A 16,556-nucleotide genomic window follows, 5' to 3' on the forward strand; every position below is an offset into this window, starting at 1 on the left:
TTATAGGTTACCTACGGCTTTTTCTAATTGATAGTATTGTATTCTGGCATTCACTTTTGCCGTTGTCAGTTCAAAACGGGATTGCAATAGCTGGGTTTCTGCATCCAGTAAATCCGTCAATAAAGACAACTGGTTGAAATAAGTATTCTGTACAATTCGATAACTTTCTGCAGCTTGTTTAATGTTTTCATTTGCCACTTCTATTCGTTTCAAAGACTCCGTATAACGGATATAGTTTTCCTGTACTTCCTGACGAATATTGTCTTTCACTTCTTCGTCTTCTACTTCCTGCTGATGCAGTTTAATCTCCGCCACTTTGACCTTATGTTTATTGGTATAAAGGTTAGAAATAGGTATTTTCAGTTTGATACCGGCCATACCATTGCGATATGGAGCAAGTGCATAAGGATAAAACTGGATCTGCGGATAGGCCAGCATATACTCTCCGAACAAGCCAACAGAAGGAAGGATATTAGATTTTACCTGTTTCAATTTCAACTCCCCAAGCTTTTGTTCTTTCTCAGAAATCTGCAGCTTAAAAGAATTCGATTGTCCGGCTGCAAGGTAATTGGCGAGTCCTTTGATTAAAACCGGATCAGTTTCCTGATCAGAAATGATAGGTATTAAAGGTGTATTATCAGCTCTGCCAATCAATATATTCAGCTTTTGCTCTGCAATATGGATGCTGTTTTCAATTTCTGTCAGCATCATTTTTTGTTTTGACAAACGCAGTTCCGCACGCAGCACGTCGCTTTTAAGAACGGTTCCATTTTTATACAGGACATTGATTTCCTGCAGTTGTTTCTCCCTGTCTTTAATGTCTTGCAGCAGCAAATTCTGATACGACTGATTGCGGTAAACATCATAGAAATACACCGCAGCCAGGAAATGGATTTCCTGTTTATTCAGGTTCTTTTTGGCGATGGCCAGCTCAGTTTCTGTCTTTGAAGCGGCGATTTCACGGTTGGTTTTACCCCCATTGTAAAGGTTCAGGTAAGCATCTCCGGATATTTTATAATACTTCGGCTCTACCGGAAATTGGGTTGGCGTATGAAACAAACCATTTTCATAAATGGGCATTTTAAAGATATGTGCCAATACCCCATTTGCCGCTATTTCTGGCAGCCTTTCCGATTTGGCCACTTTAATTCCTGCTTCGGAAGCCAGCACATCGAGCTGTGTCATTTGTATTTTCCTGCTGTTGCTGTCTGTAAGCTGCCAAACCTGGCGGATTGAAAGTGGATTTCCTGGATCCACAGGCCCTTGTGCATGGGTAAAAAGAGAGGATAAAAGAAGGGTCATTCCGCCGAGGAATGTTCTTTTATACGAGCTAAAATTCATATATATTATTTAATGCTACAAATTTCGGCTAAGAATTCTTTCTTTATTTTATCTAAAGTGACATATATTTGTTCAAACCAGCCACATGGATCATAACAGTAAAGAAAGCCTCTTATCGGCTATAGATGAACAGCCAAAAAGTACTTATGTATGGCACAGCAAGTTTGAAGACCGGTTTCGTCACCACCAACACTTGAAAGGTCAATTGACTTATGTAGAGGGCGGGGTAATTTTTCTATATGCGAACGACAAGTCGTACTTTTTACCTGGCCGTCATTACCTATGGATTCCTGCGGGTGTTGCGCACCACTTAGAACACCGCTATCGCTCTGCGGTAGTAAGAAATATCTATTTTGCGCCTGATGGTTTAAATCAGGACCCTTTTTTTGATCGTATCGGCATTTATCCGGTGAACAATTTGTTATTGGAAATGCTCAAATATTCTGAACTTTGGAATGGAAATATTGCGCCAGGCAGCCCTCAATATGATTTCTTAAATACACTGAAAAACATCCTACCGGACATCAGTAAACATCCGCTTCCAATTGTGGTGCCGACTACAGATAATGAGCGCCTGCGTCCTGCTTTACAGTACATTCATCAGCATTTATCGGAAGATTTGACTTTGGAGCGCATTGCCGCAGCAACCGGTTTTTCTGAACGCACCTTATCGCGTGTTTTTCTCGCTTCGCTGGACATCTCCTTTTTTCAATACCTGAAGCTCGTCAGGATCACTAAGGCAATGGAAAAGTTATTAGAAAGCGATCTGACGATAAGTGAGATCGCTTATGAAGTGGGTTACGATAGTATCTCCTCCTTTAGTAACACCTTTTTCAAGATGACCGGAAGAAGACCTTCTTCGTTCAAAGCGCTGAAAACTGCCAGCCTCAGCACAGATGAGGGAATTACGCTGTAGGTTCTTCCGGATCTGGTTCGGTATGCAGTCTTTTTTGTTTCGGTCCTTGAGGCCAGATATAACAGGTAGACTGTTTTTTCCAACCCAGGCTTTTATAAAAATCGCCTTTACCTGGAGCAGCAGTCAGGTTTACGAAATGGTAATTGTCGCCTAGCTTCTCATTTAAGGTATTCACCAGGTATTTACCCAAACCATTTCCCTGAAAATCAGGATCCACAATGATATCTGCAAGGATGGCATAATACCTGCCATCGTCTATGGTTCTTCCAAAAGCAATCAGCTGATCATCTTTATAAATGAATAAAGTCCAGCTGCTTCTTCTAAAAGCGGCTTCTATGTCTGCTTCTACCCTTGTTCTCCAATCCACCTTATCAAATAACTCACATACGTAAGTCCAGTCGATCGTCGACAAATCAGGATTTATTTTGTAAGTCAGGTCGTTCACATCTATTTTAATCGGAGACATATTTAGCTTAAAGATTTTAATTGGGCACAAATATCAACAAATAATCCATCTGTATTTAATAGTTTAGATAATTGTGGAAAAATCAATTTCCTGGCTAAAAGGCCTAGTTATCATCTGCTATGCGCAACAACAAGATAATTACTTTATTCTAAAAACAAAAACAGGCCCATGGTTTTTACTATAGAGAAAAAGTGTTTATATTGCACCATTAAATTAACGCTCATGAATAAAATCAAGTCCATACTGTGCAGTCTGCTGCTCATGACTTCAGTCTACGTCTTTGCCCAGGAAAGCGGCAAAGAAATCAAAACTCCTAAATTTGGGAAGATAAATCCTACAGAATTTGACATTAAGCCGACGGGAGTTGATTCTGCTGCGGCTGGAATCGCCATCTTTGATATTGGACGTGGATGGTTTGAAATCAGTCCGAAAACCAAGGATTTTGTCTTTGTGTATGAGCGTCATTGCCGGTATAAAGTGATCAATAAAAACGCGTATGATCTCGCAGACCTGGAAATACAGCTCTATAATAGCAACGGTTACGAAAGTACCTTAAGTAGTCTGGAAGCCTGTACCTACAATATGGAAAACGGCAAAATAGTTCCTTACAAACTCAATAGCGACGGAAAATTCTCCGAGAAACAGGATAAGAATTACACCTTAAAAAAGATGACTTTACCTAATGTAAAGGAGGGTTCAATTTTAGAATTTAAGTATAAGGTGACTTCCGACTTCATTTTCACGCTGAAGAACTGGTACTTTCAAAAAACTATTCCCGTGTTGTATTCCAGCTACAAAATAAAGATCCCTGATTTTTTTACCTATAAAACCACAGCAGGGGGATTTGTTTTCTTAAACCCTAAGATTGTAAATTCCAATGAGTCAATCCACCTCCCAAGCAGCACGGAAAATGTGAATGTGAATGCTGTGGAAAGCACTTATATCGCTGAAAATGTGCCGGCACTAAAGCCCGAGCCCTTCATTACGACGCTAACTGATTACGTCAGCAAAGTAGATTTTGAGCTGAGCAGCATACAGTACCCTGGACAGATGGTAAAAAACTATACCAACACCTGGCCGAAAATCGTAAAGATGATTAAAGAAAGTCAAAAATTCGGCGGTTTTACAGGCAAAAGGAGTTATCAAAAAACCTTGGTTCAACAAATCATAAAAGAAGAGAAAAACACGGACAGCGTGGTCAATTTGATCTTCAACTATGTAAAGAATAATATCAAGTGGAATAACAAAACTGACTATTATGCTTCTGAAAGTAATCCGAGGTCTGTCATTGATAAGAAAACAGGAAATTCTGCAGACATTAACCTGACGCTCTATGCCTTGTTGAATGAGGCTGGCATTCCAGCTTCCCCAGTGTTATTAAGTTCAAGATCCAATGGTGCCCATTCGGGAACGCCGATGCTCAGTCAGTTTGACAATGTGATTGTGGCTGTGCCTGCTAAAGGTGAAGGCCATATTTTTCTGGATGCCATCGATAAAAATCATGTTCCAGGGTTGATTGCTTTCGACAACCTCAATCATGAAGGGCTGAAAGTAGATTTAGAAACTGAGGCAGGCCTATGGATACCAATTGAACAACCAGAAGTGAGTAGAAAACAGATTACTTATGCGCTGGTATTGGGTGAAGATCATAAATTGACTGGAAAACGCTACGCTTCACTTACAAATTATGAAGGCTTGGACTTTCGCAATACCTACCAGAAATCTATAAATGAAGCTGCTTATTTAAAAAGTTTCAAGAGCGGTAAAACTGGTTTGGCCATAAAATCATACGAACTGCTCAATGTAAACAAACAAAATGAGGACATTGTGGAATCTATGGATATAGAAATCGAGGATAACGTAGAAGAGGCGGGTAACCTACTTTACTTTATGCCATTACTTTATGATAGAACTACCGAAAACCCGTTCAAGCTTGAAGACAGAAAATTTCCAATTGATTTTGGTCATCCAACAGAAGAAATGTACCGCATTAACATTGAATTTCCAGCAGGTTATCAATTAGAGAAATTGCCAAAAAGCGAAAAGATAAACCTGGGAGATAATAGTGCTACATTTACGTTTTTAACAGCCTCAGAAGGAAACAAGTTACAGATCAGCAGCAAAATATCCATCAAAAAAGCATTGTACACTCCAGAAGAATATAAGGATATCCAGGATTTCTTCAAAAACATTGTGAGGAAGCAGGCAGAACAAGTGGTATTAAAGAAGATCTAAGGATGAAAAGAATAATATTGATGGCCATATTGGGTTTTGCCAGCCTAAATTTGACCGCCCAGGGAGTTTACGATGTGAGTAAAATTCCCGCAGCACTTTTAGAAAATGCACATTCGGTAGTTAGAAATGAGACGATGACCTATGAAGTAAAAAATATAGGCTCGGCCACCAGACAGTTTAAAGTTGCCATCACTATTTTAAATGAAAGTGGAGAAGGTCGTTCAGATTTTAGCGAGTTTTACGATAACTTCTCCAGTATCTCCAATTTAAAAGCAACACTATACGATTCGAAAGGCCAGAAAGTTAAAGAGTATCGAAATACAGATTTTAAAGATCAAAGTGCTGTTTCTGATGGTGCTCTATATGAAGAAAGCAGGGTAAAATATTTGCATTTCAGACATACCAGTTTTCCCTATACTATTGAATACAGTTATCAGATAGATTATAAAGGTTTGCTTTCCTATACTTCCTGGATTGCTACAAACTCTTTTGGAATAGCGGTTGAAAAATCGGAATACACCTTTAAAATTCCTAAAGAACTCAGTTTTAAGTATCAGCATAGCAAAGGGCTAAAAACTGATTCTAGCCTGGTCAAAGACAAGATGGAATACAAATGGTCCTGTATGGCGACACCAGCATTGGAATATGAATTATTAAGCACCGGGATAAAAACGGTTACGCCATGGGTTAGCCCTACCCCAAATCAATTCGAATATGACAATTCAAAAGCTAATATTGAAAATTGGAAAAATCTGGGCTCCTGGATATTTGAGCTGAGTAAAAATGGCCATACGCTTACAGAACCAGCAAAGATTAAAGTACAGCGTATTGTAAAAGATGCAGGATCTACAGCAGAAAAAATAAAATTATTGTATCAGTATCTACAGGAAAACACCAGATATGTAAGCGTTCAATTGGGCATTGGCGGGTTTAGACCAATCTCTGCCGAAAAGGTATCTGCAGTTAATTATGGCGATTGCAAAGGACTCTCAAATTATATGAAAGCCCTATTGGAAGAAGCAGGAATCAAATCCAACTTGGTTGTTATCGGTAACGGGATGCCTTCTCTGGATCGCAAATTCGCAAGCATGAACCAAGCGAACCACATGATCCTTTGTGTGCCCCTGGGAAAAGATACCACTTGGTTGGAATGTACCAGTAGCTATACTCCAGTAGGCTATATTGGCAAGGGAAACTCTGGAAAAACAGTATTACTGATAACGGAAGAAGGCGGAAAACTTGTAGAAACACCTGTACTTAAACCAGAGAGCAATTACATGAAAAGTAGCTCCAAAGTGCTGCTGCATGAAGAAGGATCCGCAGAAATCCAGATAGACAGTAAATATGCAAATGCACAATATGAAGATCAGTTGAGCATGCTGTTGATGGAACCCGTAGAACAGCGTAAAAGGGTGATGAATTCCTTCTCCATCCCAAATATGGAAATTAGCTCATTGAGTTATACCAGACCGGATAAGAACCTACCTGTGATCAATTCCAGTCTTCAACTAAAGAGTAGTCAGCTGATCACTAAAGGAGGAGACAAACTATTCTTGACCTTAAATTTATTAAATAGGATAGAAAACTCACTTACCGCTATAGAGCATAGAAAAACACCTTTTGCGGTGCCGTATGGCTACATGGATGAAGATGAGGTAGTTTATACTATCCCTCAGGGATTCAAAATTGAGTTTGCGCCTAAAGATGTAGCGGTAGACTCTGAATTCGGAAAATATACGGCAACGGTGGTGATCAAAGATAACACACTGACTTACCAGCGTAAGATCGTCATCTCTAATAAAACCTATCCTGCTGAGAAATACAATGATTACGTGGCTTTTCGTAAAAAGCTGCATCAAGCAGATAAACAAAAAATTGTCCTGGCTAAGCTATAGCAGCCAGGACAATTTTTATAAAAACGCTTCTTATTTCTTTCCTACAATGACTTTACTAAAGTCGGCAGTATTCAAATATTGATTGGCCAGTTGTTTCAGATCTTCTGGTGTGATCGTTTTCACTGTTTTGATATAGTTATCATAATAAGTGTAATCTAAGCCAGAGAAATAAGCATTTTTAAACTTATCTGCATGAGAAAACGCATTTTCTAAACTGCCTAACATAGAACCTAACATATAGTTACGTACCAGGTTCAATTCTTCTTCTGAAACCAGCTCTGATTTCAATAAATCAATCTCTTTCTCGATTTCAATCAGGGTGTTGTTGCAAACCTCCGTCCCAACTTCCGTAGCAATAAAGAAATAACCAGCATCTTTCAAAGAAACGATTGCGGAGCCAATCCCATAAGTATATCCTTTATCCTCACGGATATTGGCCATTAAACGGGATCCGAAATATCCACCCAGCAAGCAGTTCATCACCTGAAATCCAGGGAAATCTTTGTGTTTTCTGGTAATAGCCAATTTCCCCATACGGATGGCCGATTGGATCGCATCTGTTTTTTCAATCAGCAGTTCCTTCCCCGCTACCGGAGAAAAATCAAATTTATTGACTACAGATGACTCCTTATTGTTCCAGGTTTTTCCCAAAATACCATTCAAAAGATCAAACTCTGATTGTTCGAACTTTCCAGCAATAAAGATGGTACAGTTTTCAGGTTTATAAGCGGTTTTGAAATAGCTGAATAAATCTGCCTGTTGTATCGCTTCATAATCTGCAGCTTCGATGTTTGAACCATAGCTGGAATCTCCAAAGATGGCATTCGCAAAATGCTTCCTGGCTAGGAAATCATTCTTCTGCAAGCTTACCTGTAAAGATTGTTTTTGATTCTGTACATAAATATCGAGTTCCTGCTGAGGAAAAACACTCTCGTTAAGGATGGATTGCAATATTGGTAATACCGCAGCCAGGTGTTTATTCAAGGTATAAACTTTTACGCTCGACTGATCTGCACCATATTCTGTTTGCAGGAAAGCACCATAATAATCTACCTTTTCAGCAATCTCTTTGGCCGTTAATTTGGCTGTTCCGTTATTGATCAGGTGGCTCACGGTAACCGCTTGCAAAGGTTTGTTCTGGTCCCAGTTTACATTTTCAAAGATAAACTCAATACGTACCAGTTCCTGTTTACCAGCATTGATGGTAAATACAGGGATTCCATTATCCAGCTGCTGCTTTAGTGGCTGAATAAAATTTATTTCATCTACCTGTTTTGATTCAGGCGCTAATGTACGATTAAGCATCTTGGGCAGTTAAATAGTATAAAATTGAAGACTGTTCTTTAACGAAGGTGCGTTTTGCCACCTCCAAAATACGCGATGAAGTCACTTCATGGTACCTGTCGATCTCTGTGTTCAGCATATTGGCATCTCCTAATAACTCATAATAAGCCAGGTTCATGGCCTTATCTAAAAGGCTCATCTCTGCAAATACAATAATGGACTCGGACTTGTTTTTCACTTTCGTCAGCTCATCTACAGTCACCTCCTCGGTAGCAATGGCATTCAGTTCTTTCCAGATCGCCGCTTCTGCTGCTTCCATCGTCACCCCTTCTACCAATTTACCCTCAACAATGAATAAACCTTTATCTATGCTTCCGGTAAGGTAGGCATGAATATCACTGAACAATTGCTGTTCTTTAAGGAGGCTGTTGTATAATCTGGAAGATTGGCCCTGAGAAAGGATATCAGACATCAGGTCGTAAACCTGGTAATCTTTATCGGCACGATCCGGCATTTGGAAAGCCATATAAATTGCATTCAAAGGCACTTCTGCCACGACTGTCTCTTCACGCGCAGCAGTTTGCTGTGGTTCAACAGGAAGGTTTCTGTCGATTTGTTCCCCGGCAGGGATAGACGCGAACCATTTTTCAGACAATGCCTTCACTTCTTCAGTTTTCACATTTCCCCCAACTACCATAATGGCGTTCTTCGGGTGGTAATGTTTCTTGAAAAATGCTTTTACATCTTCCATTTTAGCATCTTCAATCTGCTTTAGGTCTTGTCCGATGGTTGCCCAGCGGTAAGGATGTTCTTTATAAGCAAGCGGTCTCAGCTTCAACCAAACATCACCGTAAGGTTGATTCAGGTATCTTTGTTTGAACTCTTCACAAACCACATTTCGCTGTGTTTCCAGGCTTTTCTCTGAAAAAGCAAGGCTCAGCATGCGGTCACTTTCCAACCAGAAAGCTGTTTCCAGATTTGTAGCTGGTAAGGTGATGTAATAGTTGGTGATGTCATTGCTCGTAAAAGCATTGTTTTCACCGCCCACTCTTTGTAAAGGCTCATCATAGCTCGGAATATTTACAGAACCACCAAACATCAGGTGTTCAAATAAATGAGCAAAGCCGGTTTTATCTTGTTCTTCGTCTCTTGCACCAACGTCATATAGAATGTTTAACACCGCCATAGGCGTTGTATCATCTTCGTGTACCAGGACACGCAATCCATTGGCCAATGTAAAACGGTTAAAATCTACCATATGTATATAAATAATCTGGCAAAGATAAGCATAAAGCAAAAGGGAAATGTGATAATAATGTGAAATAAAAAGAAAGGAACTTATGGTATATTTGCAGTATGAATACAGCCGAATTATTGCATAGGGCGCTAAAATTCGACTTTCTTACACAAGAAGAAGGCGTTTTTCTGTATCACCATGCGTCAACTGCCGAACTGGCCTATGTGGCCAATGAACTGAGGAAAAAACAAGTACTTAGCGGGAAAGTCACCTGGCAGATAGACCGTAATGTAAATACTACCAATGTATGTATTGCGAACTGTAAGTTCTGTAACTTCTTTAGAAGACCAGGACATGACGAAAGCTATATCACTGACATTGAAACTTATAAAGTTAAAATTGAAGAAACTTTCAGATTAGGCGGAGATCAGTTACTGCTGCAGGGTGGCCACCACCCAGACCTCGGACTGAAATTTTATGCCGATCTGTTTAGAAAGTTAAAAGAATTATATCCTGACTTGAAGCTCCATGCTTTAGGTCCGCCAGAAATTGCCCATGTGGCTAAACTGGAAGGTATTTCACATACGGAAGTTTTGAGCGCTTTAAAAGCAGCAGGAATGGATTCCTTACCTGGTGCAGGTGCAGAAATCCTGAATGATCGCGTGAGAAGGTTGATCTCCAAAGGTAAGTGCGGCGGAAAAGAATGGTTAGATGTGATGCGTGCAGCACACCAGCTGGACATCACTACTTCCGCCACCATGATGTTTGGTCATGTGGAAACCATTGAAGAACGCTTTGAACACCTGGTGTGGATCAGAGAAGTGCAGAGCGAAAAACCGGCAGATGCCAAAGGTTTCCTTGCCTTTATCCCATGGCCTTTCCAGGATGACGGCACTTTATTAAAAAGATTAAGAGGCATCAGCAATAATGTTTCAGGAGATGAGTACATCCGAATGCTGGCGCTGAGCAGAATCATGCTACCTAACATTAAGAATATTCAGGCTTCCTGGCTGACGGTAGGTAAAAATGTAGCTGAGCTATGTTTACATGCAGGTGCCAATGATTTTGGATCAATTATGATTGAGGAAAATGTGGTTTCTGCCGCCGGTGCTCCACACCGTTTTACAGCGAAAGGAATTCAGGATGCAATCAGAGAAGCTGGTTTCGAGCCTCAGCTTCGTGGTCAGCAGTACAATTACCGCGACCTTCCTGAACATTTGGAAGAACAAGTCATCAATTACTAAAGAACAGGTGATTAAAAGCAAAAGAAAAAAGGGAAGGAGCACTCGCTCCTCCCCCCATCTTAAACCTAAACAAATCCCTATGTTATTTAAGAAACCCCAAATAGCTTCACAATATCTAATACTTGCTGTGTAGTTAATGGCTCATCAAATGATTCTGAAGCGGCATTCGCAGTCACTGCGGCTCCGTTAATTCCAGTAATCGTAATTCCTGCCTGAATCACATTTTCTTCTCCGGCATACACTGCTGCTGCATTTGCAACACCACTATCATTACCCCCGGTGATCCATGGTTTAATAGAAAAACCATTCTGTGCACGCATGTAACGGATTTTCGCGGCATGACGCGCTTCTACTGAGTGAATATTCAATGCTGCTTCCAGCACGCCACCCTGCCCTACTAATGCTGGGGCCTGCCCTTTATAGGCACGAACTCCAGTATCTTCCAATGCCTGGGCAACGGCAAGAAAAATACCATAATTACCTGTTGCAAATGGATTTGGAAAAGCACCGCTTGCAGTCCAGTCATAACTAGGTTTAGCGGTAACTGCATCTGAACCAATCACTCCTTTTAAAAAGTTAACGTGTGAAGTTTCATGCGCAGAGATGATCCCAATAGCTGCTTTATCCAGCGTTGCTTGTGTAGACCCCGAGAAATCCGCACCACCAGTAGTTTTTAGTGCCTGAGTATAAAAAGCGGCTTCAAAATGTTCCAATGTTAAAGCAAATTGCAATACTGCTTTGACATTAGCAGGTAACGTACTTTGTCCGTATGCTTTGTTAAACATAGAACCGAGTGCCAATGGCACTGCAGCCAGACTTATTTTTTTTCCTACATTGAAAAATTCCTTCATTGCAGTTCTACGTGGACTAAAGCGTTCATACACTTCTCCATCTACTTTTTCAATTTCTTCTAATATATCGACGATATTCATGATGTTTCAGGTTAAGACTATAAATTAATCACGTTGATTTTTGTTTTGACAAAGCCACCAGCAATAGCCAGTACCGCTTTTGGGTCGCGAGAAGTTTCTAATCCGTTCACGGCATCCACGACTTCTATGTTAGAGAAAGAGTTTGGTGAAATTAGCTCTCGGATATAAGCCGCATGGCGTGCTTCTACAGAAACGATTTTACCAGCTAAGGTTAGATAAGTCGTACTTTTCAGTAATTTTCCAGCGCCATTATAAGCGGAAACCCCTAAATCTTCGAAAGCTTTTGCCGTACCCAATACACTGGTTCTATCAGCGAAATTGATTTTTGAGAAATCAACTTCCAATCCTGCGATTGCGGATGTGCCCAATGCATTTTTAAAAAATTCCCGGTGAGCAATTTCATGAAATTGTATGTCTTTAAAGTAAGCCAGTTCTGCTGCACTGATATTTGCATACGGTGTAGCAGCTACCTGAATATAAAATGCAGCCTCTAATTGCTCCAGGGCATAAGCATAATTTAATACTCCGAAATCATCTTTAAAATCAAGGGTAACTCCAGTCATCCCTCCACCATTATCAATGTTTTTATCTTTTTTACATCCGGCAGCGATCAAAGCGATGCCTGCTGCGCCTGCACCTGCAAATTGCAGAAATGAACGGCGTTGCAATGGAGCGGTAAGAATACTGCGTTCCTCTTGCAGCACTTCTTTTTCATCGTGTAAGTTTTTCATAGTTGTAGCTTTGAGTTAAAAAATCACAATTTTGCATCTGCAAATCATAATTTTAGTTTTTAGTTCAAAAGTTTATGAAACTTACCTGCGCAGGTTTTAGTTTTCTAAAATTTCTTAGGTTTTTATAGAGGCATTTACGGCAGAAATGAGTGCTTGGTTTTCAGACTAGTCAAAAAATATTCTTACATCCCTCATTTTTTTAATAAATTGACCCTATAAACCCCACACACGTGCTAAATACGATTATTGTTGACGATGAAGAATTTGCCAGGTCCTCTCTTTATTTCCTGCTTCAGGAGAATTGCGAGAACATTCATATCGCCGGAATTGCAAAATCTGTAGCCGAAGCAAGGCTGCTATTGAGCAATCACCAGATCGACCTGATCTTTTTGGACATTGCTATGCCCGGAGAAAACGGATTTGAACTGATCCCTCAGGCACAGCAGTATAATTCTCATGTGATCTTTACGACAGCTTTTGATCAATATGCGCTGAGAGCCATTAAAGCCAATGCACTGGATTACCTATTGAAACCTATTGATATCGATGAGCTCAAACTGGCCGTAGAAAAAGCGGGAAAATACATCGCCCTGAATAAAAAAGAATACAACAGGAATGAAAGCTTACAAAACCTGGCTGCGAATCTTTCAGACCGCTCTGAAATCCGGAAAATCAGTCTGCCGAATGGCCAGGGCTATTCTTTAATTGACATCAACGATATTATTCACATTGAAGCAGACAGTAATTATTCCGTTTTTCACCTGGCTAATAAAGAAAAAATCACCGTTTCCAAGGTCTTAAAAGAATATGAAGAAATTCTTCCTGAGCAGCAATTTGTACGCATTCATAAATCAAGTATTGTGAACTTAAACTACCTAAAGGAATACAATTCAAAGAATGGTGTAGAAGTACTTTTGAAAAATGGAGAAAAGATTGCCGTTTCCAGAAGACGTGCAAGTGATTTTGCGGAAAAAGTTAAATCCTATATCAGAATAGAAAGTGATAAATCTTAATATAAAAAAGGTGATAAGGCTGATTTACCCCCTTATCTTCTGTCTGATGGGCAGCGTTACCGTTTTTGCGCAAAGCACCTATCTGCAGCATTTTGACACCAAAGCCGGCTTACCCAGCAACAACTGCTTTTATACCATGCAGGACAGTAAAGGCTATATCTGGATCGCTACGGATGCAGGGGTGAGTCGTTTTGATGGGAAAATTTTCGAGACATTTTCTGTGAATGACGGTTTGCCTGACAATCAGATCCTTCAGTTAAAAGAAGATAAAGATGGCAAAATATGGTTCCTGGCTTTAAATGGTCAGCTCAGTTATTTTTTTAACGGAAAAATCTATAATGAGACCAATAACCAGCTATTAAAGCTCTTAAAATTCAATGCTGTTATTGTCTCTTTTTTCCAGGATAGCAAAGGAAGGATCTGGTTGGGTACCAATAAAAATACGCTGGTAATGTACAACGGCAAGTCGATCACGAAATATATTTCCGCAGACCACGATCGTCAGTTTATCAATGCCTTTGTCCATGAAGATAAACAGGGAAAAATATGGGCCATCAGCAATACCTCTGTTCGTGTCATGGAACAGAACACTTTTAAAGTTGTTCCTCATCAACACCTACCTTTATCTTATAAAACTGCCCTCAATTTACCGAACAAAACCTTAGCCTATCTGGATGAAAAAGGACTGAATATCCGAAAAGAAAATCAGGTATCATTGCAGGTAAAACTTAGTCCTGAGCTCCTGAATAATGATCCTGGATATTTCTATACCGATCAAAACATGAATCTCTGGATCAGTAATGCTGCAGGGATCTACCATGTGGAACCTAATGGAACAACCCAGCATTTTCTGAATAACATCGCTGCCAGCCAGGTGATCAAGGACGCCAAAGGGAACATGTGGTTTACCACTACCAACGGGATTTATATGCTACCACAGCAAAATGAACGCCTGTATGTCTTTAACAAGAGCAATGGCCTGAGCAGTGATATTGTAAAAAGCCTTACCCACGACGACCGCAACAGGCTTTGGCTTGGTCTGGATGAAGCAAAAATCAACATCGTAGACCTTAAAGATAGCGGGGTTAGTAAAATCGCATTGCCAGATCAAAAAAAATACAATATCATTAAACAGCTGGCTTTTGACTCTTTGAACCATGCCATTTATTTTGCTTCTGATTATGGCCTGGGCAGGATCAATGACATTTACCAGAACAACCGGCAAATCGATTTCCTGAAGGAAACCAATAACTCCATGTTTGTCATTAAAAGTTTTAGCATTGCTGCAGGAAAGCAACTTGCGTTGGCACTCTCCTCTGGAGTAGTGATTATTCCAGATCGGGAACGAAGGTTTGAATTCACCTCCCTGTCCTTTAAGCAAGGGGAGGATTTCTTTAACAACCGCTCTTACCGGGTGTTTTATGATCAGGCACAGCAACTGTGGTTTTCCAATGTGAATGGCTTATCGCAATTCTCTAATGGGATATTGACCAATTTCTTTGTCAAACAACCGCTGTTAACGAAAAGAATCAATGACATCCAGGAGCTTTCCGACCATACGATTGTATTGGCAACAGATGGGAATGGCCTGATTTTCATGAGAAATGGCCGTATTTTAAAAGTCATCACTCAGGAAGATGGACTGGCAGATAACATTTGTAAAAGGCTATTTGTAAAACACGACCAGACCTGGGTAGTGACCAATAACGGCATCAATAAGATTGATTTCAAAAATGACAAGGCGGTCGTAGAATCCTTTGGTTTTACCAATTCCCTACTGACTGATGATGTCAATTGTTTATTTATAGGAGATAAAAATGCCTATTTTGCAACCAATAGTGGCCTGGTTTATTTTGATGTGAATTACTCTATTCATAAAAATGAAGCGCCAAAGGTTTACATCACTTCTGTACTGAACAACAAGAATAAACTGGGCATGAACCACCCGGATCATATATTGGAGCCTTCGAATAACAGCATTACGTTCTTTTACAGTGCCATTGATTTCCAGAATAAAAACATTTTATACCGGTATCGCCTAAAACCTGATGCACCATGGACCGAGACCCGGAGCCGCAGGATTGAATTCTCTAGTCTTGAACCAGGAGCTTATGTTTTTGAACTCTCTGCAAAATCCAATAACAGTAACTGGAGCAGTCCAGCCAAAGTAAGCTTTGTGCTGAAAGCTTATTTCTGGCAAACAACCTGGTTCCTCGTGCTGGTATTTTTACTTGCAGGACTCGCTTTTTACAAGTTGGCAGTAGTGGTTACACGCCGGCAAAAAAACAAAGAACAGGAACAGCTGCTCTTAAAGAATAAAATCCTGATGCTCGAACAACGTGCTTTACAAGCGATGATGAACCCCCATTTCGTATTTAACGTGATGAATTCCATCCAGCATTATATCAACACAAAGGACACCAATTCTGCCAATAAGATCCTGACAGGTTTTGCAAAGCTAATCAGGAAGAACCTGGAAATCTGTACCCGGAGTTTCATTACACTCGAAGAAGAGCTGGATTACCTGGAGCTTTACCTGAGCCTGGAAAAGAAAAGATTTGGAGATAAGCTGATCTATCAAATCCGGGTAAGTTCGGCCATAGACAAGGAAGAAACGATGATTCCTTCCATGATCCTCCAACCTTATATTGAGAATGCGATCTGGCACGGCATTATGCCTAAAGAAGAAGGTGGTAAAATCGACATCCTCATTGACTTAAAAGGCCCCGATCACCTCATCATTAAAATTATAGATGACGGGGTAGGAATTGAAAACTCTTTGAAAAACAAAAAAGGAGAACACCAAAGTAAGGGACTGGACCTGACTAAAGAACGCATCCATCTATTGAACCAGGTAGAAGCAAATCCTATACAGATTAGTGTACAGCAAACTGGCTTATCGGGTACATTTGTGTCCATTTCTATCCCTATGTATCCGTAAATTACCGTTTACTCAATTATAAGTACCACTTACTAAGTAAAAAGAATTGATATCTAAATTTGCACTAAACTTGTTATAGATATTAAAGCAAACATAGTTTGTAAAAAGCGTTCTTATAGAATTGATCAAAGATATTTTACCTAACCTAAAACTATATCTCAATTCAGGTTTCATTTGTGTGTTAAAAAATGGTAAAGCCTCAAACTTTACCATTTTTTTTTGCCCCTGATTTTCCGCAGCAAATTCCAGTCCAGTCCAGTCCAGTCCAGTCCAGTCCAGTCCAGTCCAGTCCAGTCCAGTCCAGTCCAGTCCAGTCCAGTC

At 40.1% G+C, this 16,556-nt stretch carries 13 protein-coding genes; 6 read left to right on the forward strand and 7 right to left on the reverse strand.

Annotated features, from left to right (window positions below):
• Positions 1-1,341, reverse strand: coding sequence for a TolC family protein (locus K7X70_RS19185; RefSeq protein WP_222538593.1), 1,341 nt, complete (start codon positions 1,339-1,341; stop codon positions 1-3).
• A gap of 85 nt (positions 1,342-1,426) precedes the next feature.
• Between K7X70_RS19185 and K7X70_RS19190 the strand changes: the two genes are divergently transcribed.
• Positions 1,427-2,257 carry an AraC family transcriptional regulator gene (locus tag K7X70_RS19190; protein ID WP_222538594.1) on the forward strand — a complete coding sequence of 277 codons (831 nt, stop codon included), beginning with the start codon at positions 1,427-1,429 and terminating at the stop codon, positions 2,255-2,257.
• Here the strand turns inward: K7X70_RS19190 and K7X70_RS19195 are convergent.
• Positions 2,247-2,723 (reverse strand): GNAT family N-acetyltransferase, encoded by a 477-nt coding sequence (locus tag K7X70_RS19195; protein WP_222538595.1) that lies wholly within the window; start codon positions 2,721-2,723, stop codon positions 2,247-2,249. The two genes, K7X70_RS19190 and K7X70_RS19195, sit on opposite strands and share 11 nt — an antisense overlap.
• 222 nt (positions 2,724-2,945) lie before the next feature.
• Between K7X70_RS19195 and K7X70_RS19200 the strand changes: the two genes are divergently transcribed.
• Together K7X70_RS19200 and K7X70_RS19205 are read left to right on the forward strand one after the other, a co-directional pair.
• Positions 2,946-4,958, forward strand: a complete 2,013-nt coding sequence (locus K7X70_RS19200; RefSeq protein ID WP_222538596.1) for a DUF3858 domain-containing protein — start codon at positions 2,946-2,948, stop codon at positions 4,956-4,958.
• Between the two features lie 2 nt (positions 4,959-4,960).
• The gene (locus K7X70_RS19205) at positions 4,961-6,853 is read left to right on the forward strand and encodes a DUF3858 domain-containing protein (RefSeq protein ID WP_222538597.1); all 1,893 of its coding nucleotides are present in this window, start codon (positions 4,961-4,963) and stop codon (positions 6,851-6,853) included.
• Between the two features lie 30 nt (positions 6,854-6,883).
• Here the strand turns inward: K7X70_RS19205 and K7X70_RS19210 are convergent, their stop codons facing one another.
• Both K7X70_RS19210 and K7X70_RS19215 read right to left on the reverse strand, forming a co-directional pair.
• Positions 6,884-8,158 (reverse strand): M16 family metallopeptidase, encoded by a 1,275-nt coding sequence (locus tag K7X70_RS19210; protein WP_222538598.1) that lies wholly within the window; start codon positions 8,156-8,158, stop codon positions 6,884-6,886.
• A complete protein-coding gene (locus tag K7X70_RS19215) occupies positions 8,151-9,395 on the reverse strand; it encodes a M16 family metallopeptidase (RefSeq protein ID WP_222538599.1) in 1,245 nt (414 codons plus the stop codon). Before K7X70_RS19215 ends, K7X70_RS19210 begins: the two co-directional genes overlap by 8 nt.
• 98 nt (positions 9,396-9,493) lie before the next feature.
• Here K7X70_RS19215 and K7X70_RS19220 point away from each other — a divergent pair, with 98 nt between their 5' ends.
• Positions 9,494-10,618, forward strand: coding sequence for a CofH family radical SAM protein (locus K7X70_RS19220; protein ID WP_222538600.1), 1,125 nt, complete (start codon positions 9,494-9,496; stop codon positions 10,616-10,618).
• Positions 10,619-10,704: 86 nt separating this feature from the next.
• On the opposite strand, the gene K7X70_RS19225 is transcribed toward K7X70_RS19220, so the two are convergent.
• Positions 10,705-11,550 carry a ferritin-like domain-containing protein gene (locus K7X70_RS19225; protein WP_222538601.1) on the reverse strand — a complete coding sequence of 282 codons (846 nt, stop codon included), beginning with the start codon at positions 11,548-11,550 and terminating at the stop codon, positions 10,705-10,707.
• A gap of 17 nt (positions 11,551-11,567) precedes the next feature.
• Positions 11,568-12,281, reverse strand: coding sequence for a ferritin-like domain-containing protein (locus K7X70_RS19230; RefSeq protein ID WP_222538602.1), 714 nt, complete (start codon positions 12,279-12,281; stop codon positions 11,568-11,570).
• 230 nt (positions 12,282-12,511) lie between these two features.
• On the opposite strand from K7X70_RS19230, the gene K7X70_RS24580 reads away from it, so the two are divergent.
• Complete coding sequence (locus K7X70_RS24580) at positions 12,512-13,294, forward strand: LytR/AlgR family response regulator transcription factor (RefSeq protein WP_222538603.1); 783 nt, start codon at positions 12,512-12,514, stop codon at positions 13,292-13,294.
• 46 nt (positions 13,295-13,340) lie between these two features.
• Positions 13,341-16,235: a ligand-binding sensor domain-containing protein gene (locus K7X70_RS19240; protein WP_222538604.1), complete on the forward strand. Its 2,895-nt coding sequence runs from the start codon at positions 13,341-13,343 to the stop codon at positions 16,233-16,235.
• Positions 16,236-16,247: 12 nt separating this feature from the next.
• Here K7X70_RS19240 and K7X70_RS19245 read toward each other — a convergent pair.
• Positions 16,248-16,556 (reverse strand): hypothetical protein (locus K7X70_RS19245; RefSeq protein WP_222538605.1); only part of this gene is annotated, 309 nt, incomplete at its 5' end.

The sequence above is a fragment of the Pedobacter polysacchareus genome (assembly GCF_019802255.1).
GTDB classification, from domain to species: domain Bacteria; phylum Bacteroidota; class Bacteroidia; order Sphingobacteriales; family Sphingobacteriaceae; genus Pedobacter; species Pedobacter polysacchareus.

Excerpts from the sequence above, each read along its gene's own strand:
- K7X70_RS19195 (WP_222538595.1), bottom strand. The coding sequence starts at position 2,723 with ATGTCTCCGATTAAAATAGATGTGAACGACCTGACTTACAAAATAAAT.
- K7X70_RS19190 (WP_222538594.1), top strand. The coding sequence starts at position 1,427 with ATGGATCATAACAGTAAAGAAAGCCTCTTATCGGCTATAGATGAACAG.
- K7X70_RS19215 (WP_222538599.1), bottom strand. The coding sequence starts at position 9,395 with ATGGTAGATTTTAACCGTTTTACATTGGCCAATGGATTGCGTGTCCTG.
- K7X70_RS19220 (WP_222538600.1), top strand. The coding sequence starts at position 9,494 with ATGAATACAGCCGAATTATTGCATAGGGCGCTAAAATTCGACTTTCTT.
- K7X70_RS19210 (WP_222538598.1), bottom strand. The coding sequence starts at position 8,158 with ATGCTTAATCGTACATTAGCGCCTGAATCAAAACAGGTAGATGAAATA.
- K7X70_RS19200 (WP_222538596.1), top strand. The coding sequence starts at position 2,946 with ATGAATAAAATCAAGTCCATACTGTGCAGTCTGCTGCTCATGACTTCA.
- K7X70_RS19205 (WP_222538597.1), top strand. The coding sequence starts at position 4,961 with ATGAAAAGAATAATATTGATGGCCATATTGGGTTTTGCCAGCCTAAAT.
- K7X70_RS19240 (WP_222538604.1), top strand. The coding sequence starts at position 13,341 with ATGGGCAGCGTTACCGTTTTTGCGCAAAGCACCTATCTGCAGCATTTT.
- K7X70_RS19185 (WP_222538593.1), bottom strand. The coding sequence starts at position 1,341 with ATGAATTTTAGCTCGTATAAAAGAACATTCCTCGGCGGAATGACCCTT.
- K7X70_RS19230 (WP_222538602.1), bottom strand. The coding sequence starts at position 12,281 with ATGAAAAACTTACACGATGAAAAAGAAGTGCTGCAAGAGGAACGCAGT.
- K7X70_RS19225 (WP_222538601.1), bottom strand. The coding sequence starts at position 11,550 with ATGAATATCGTCGATATATTAGAAGAAATTGAAAAAGTAGATGGAGAA.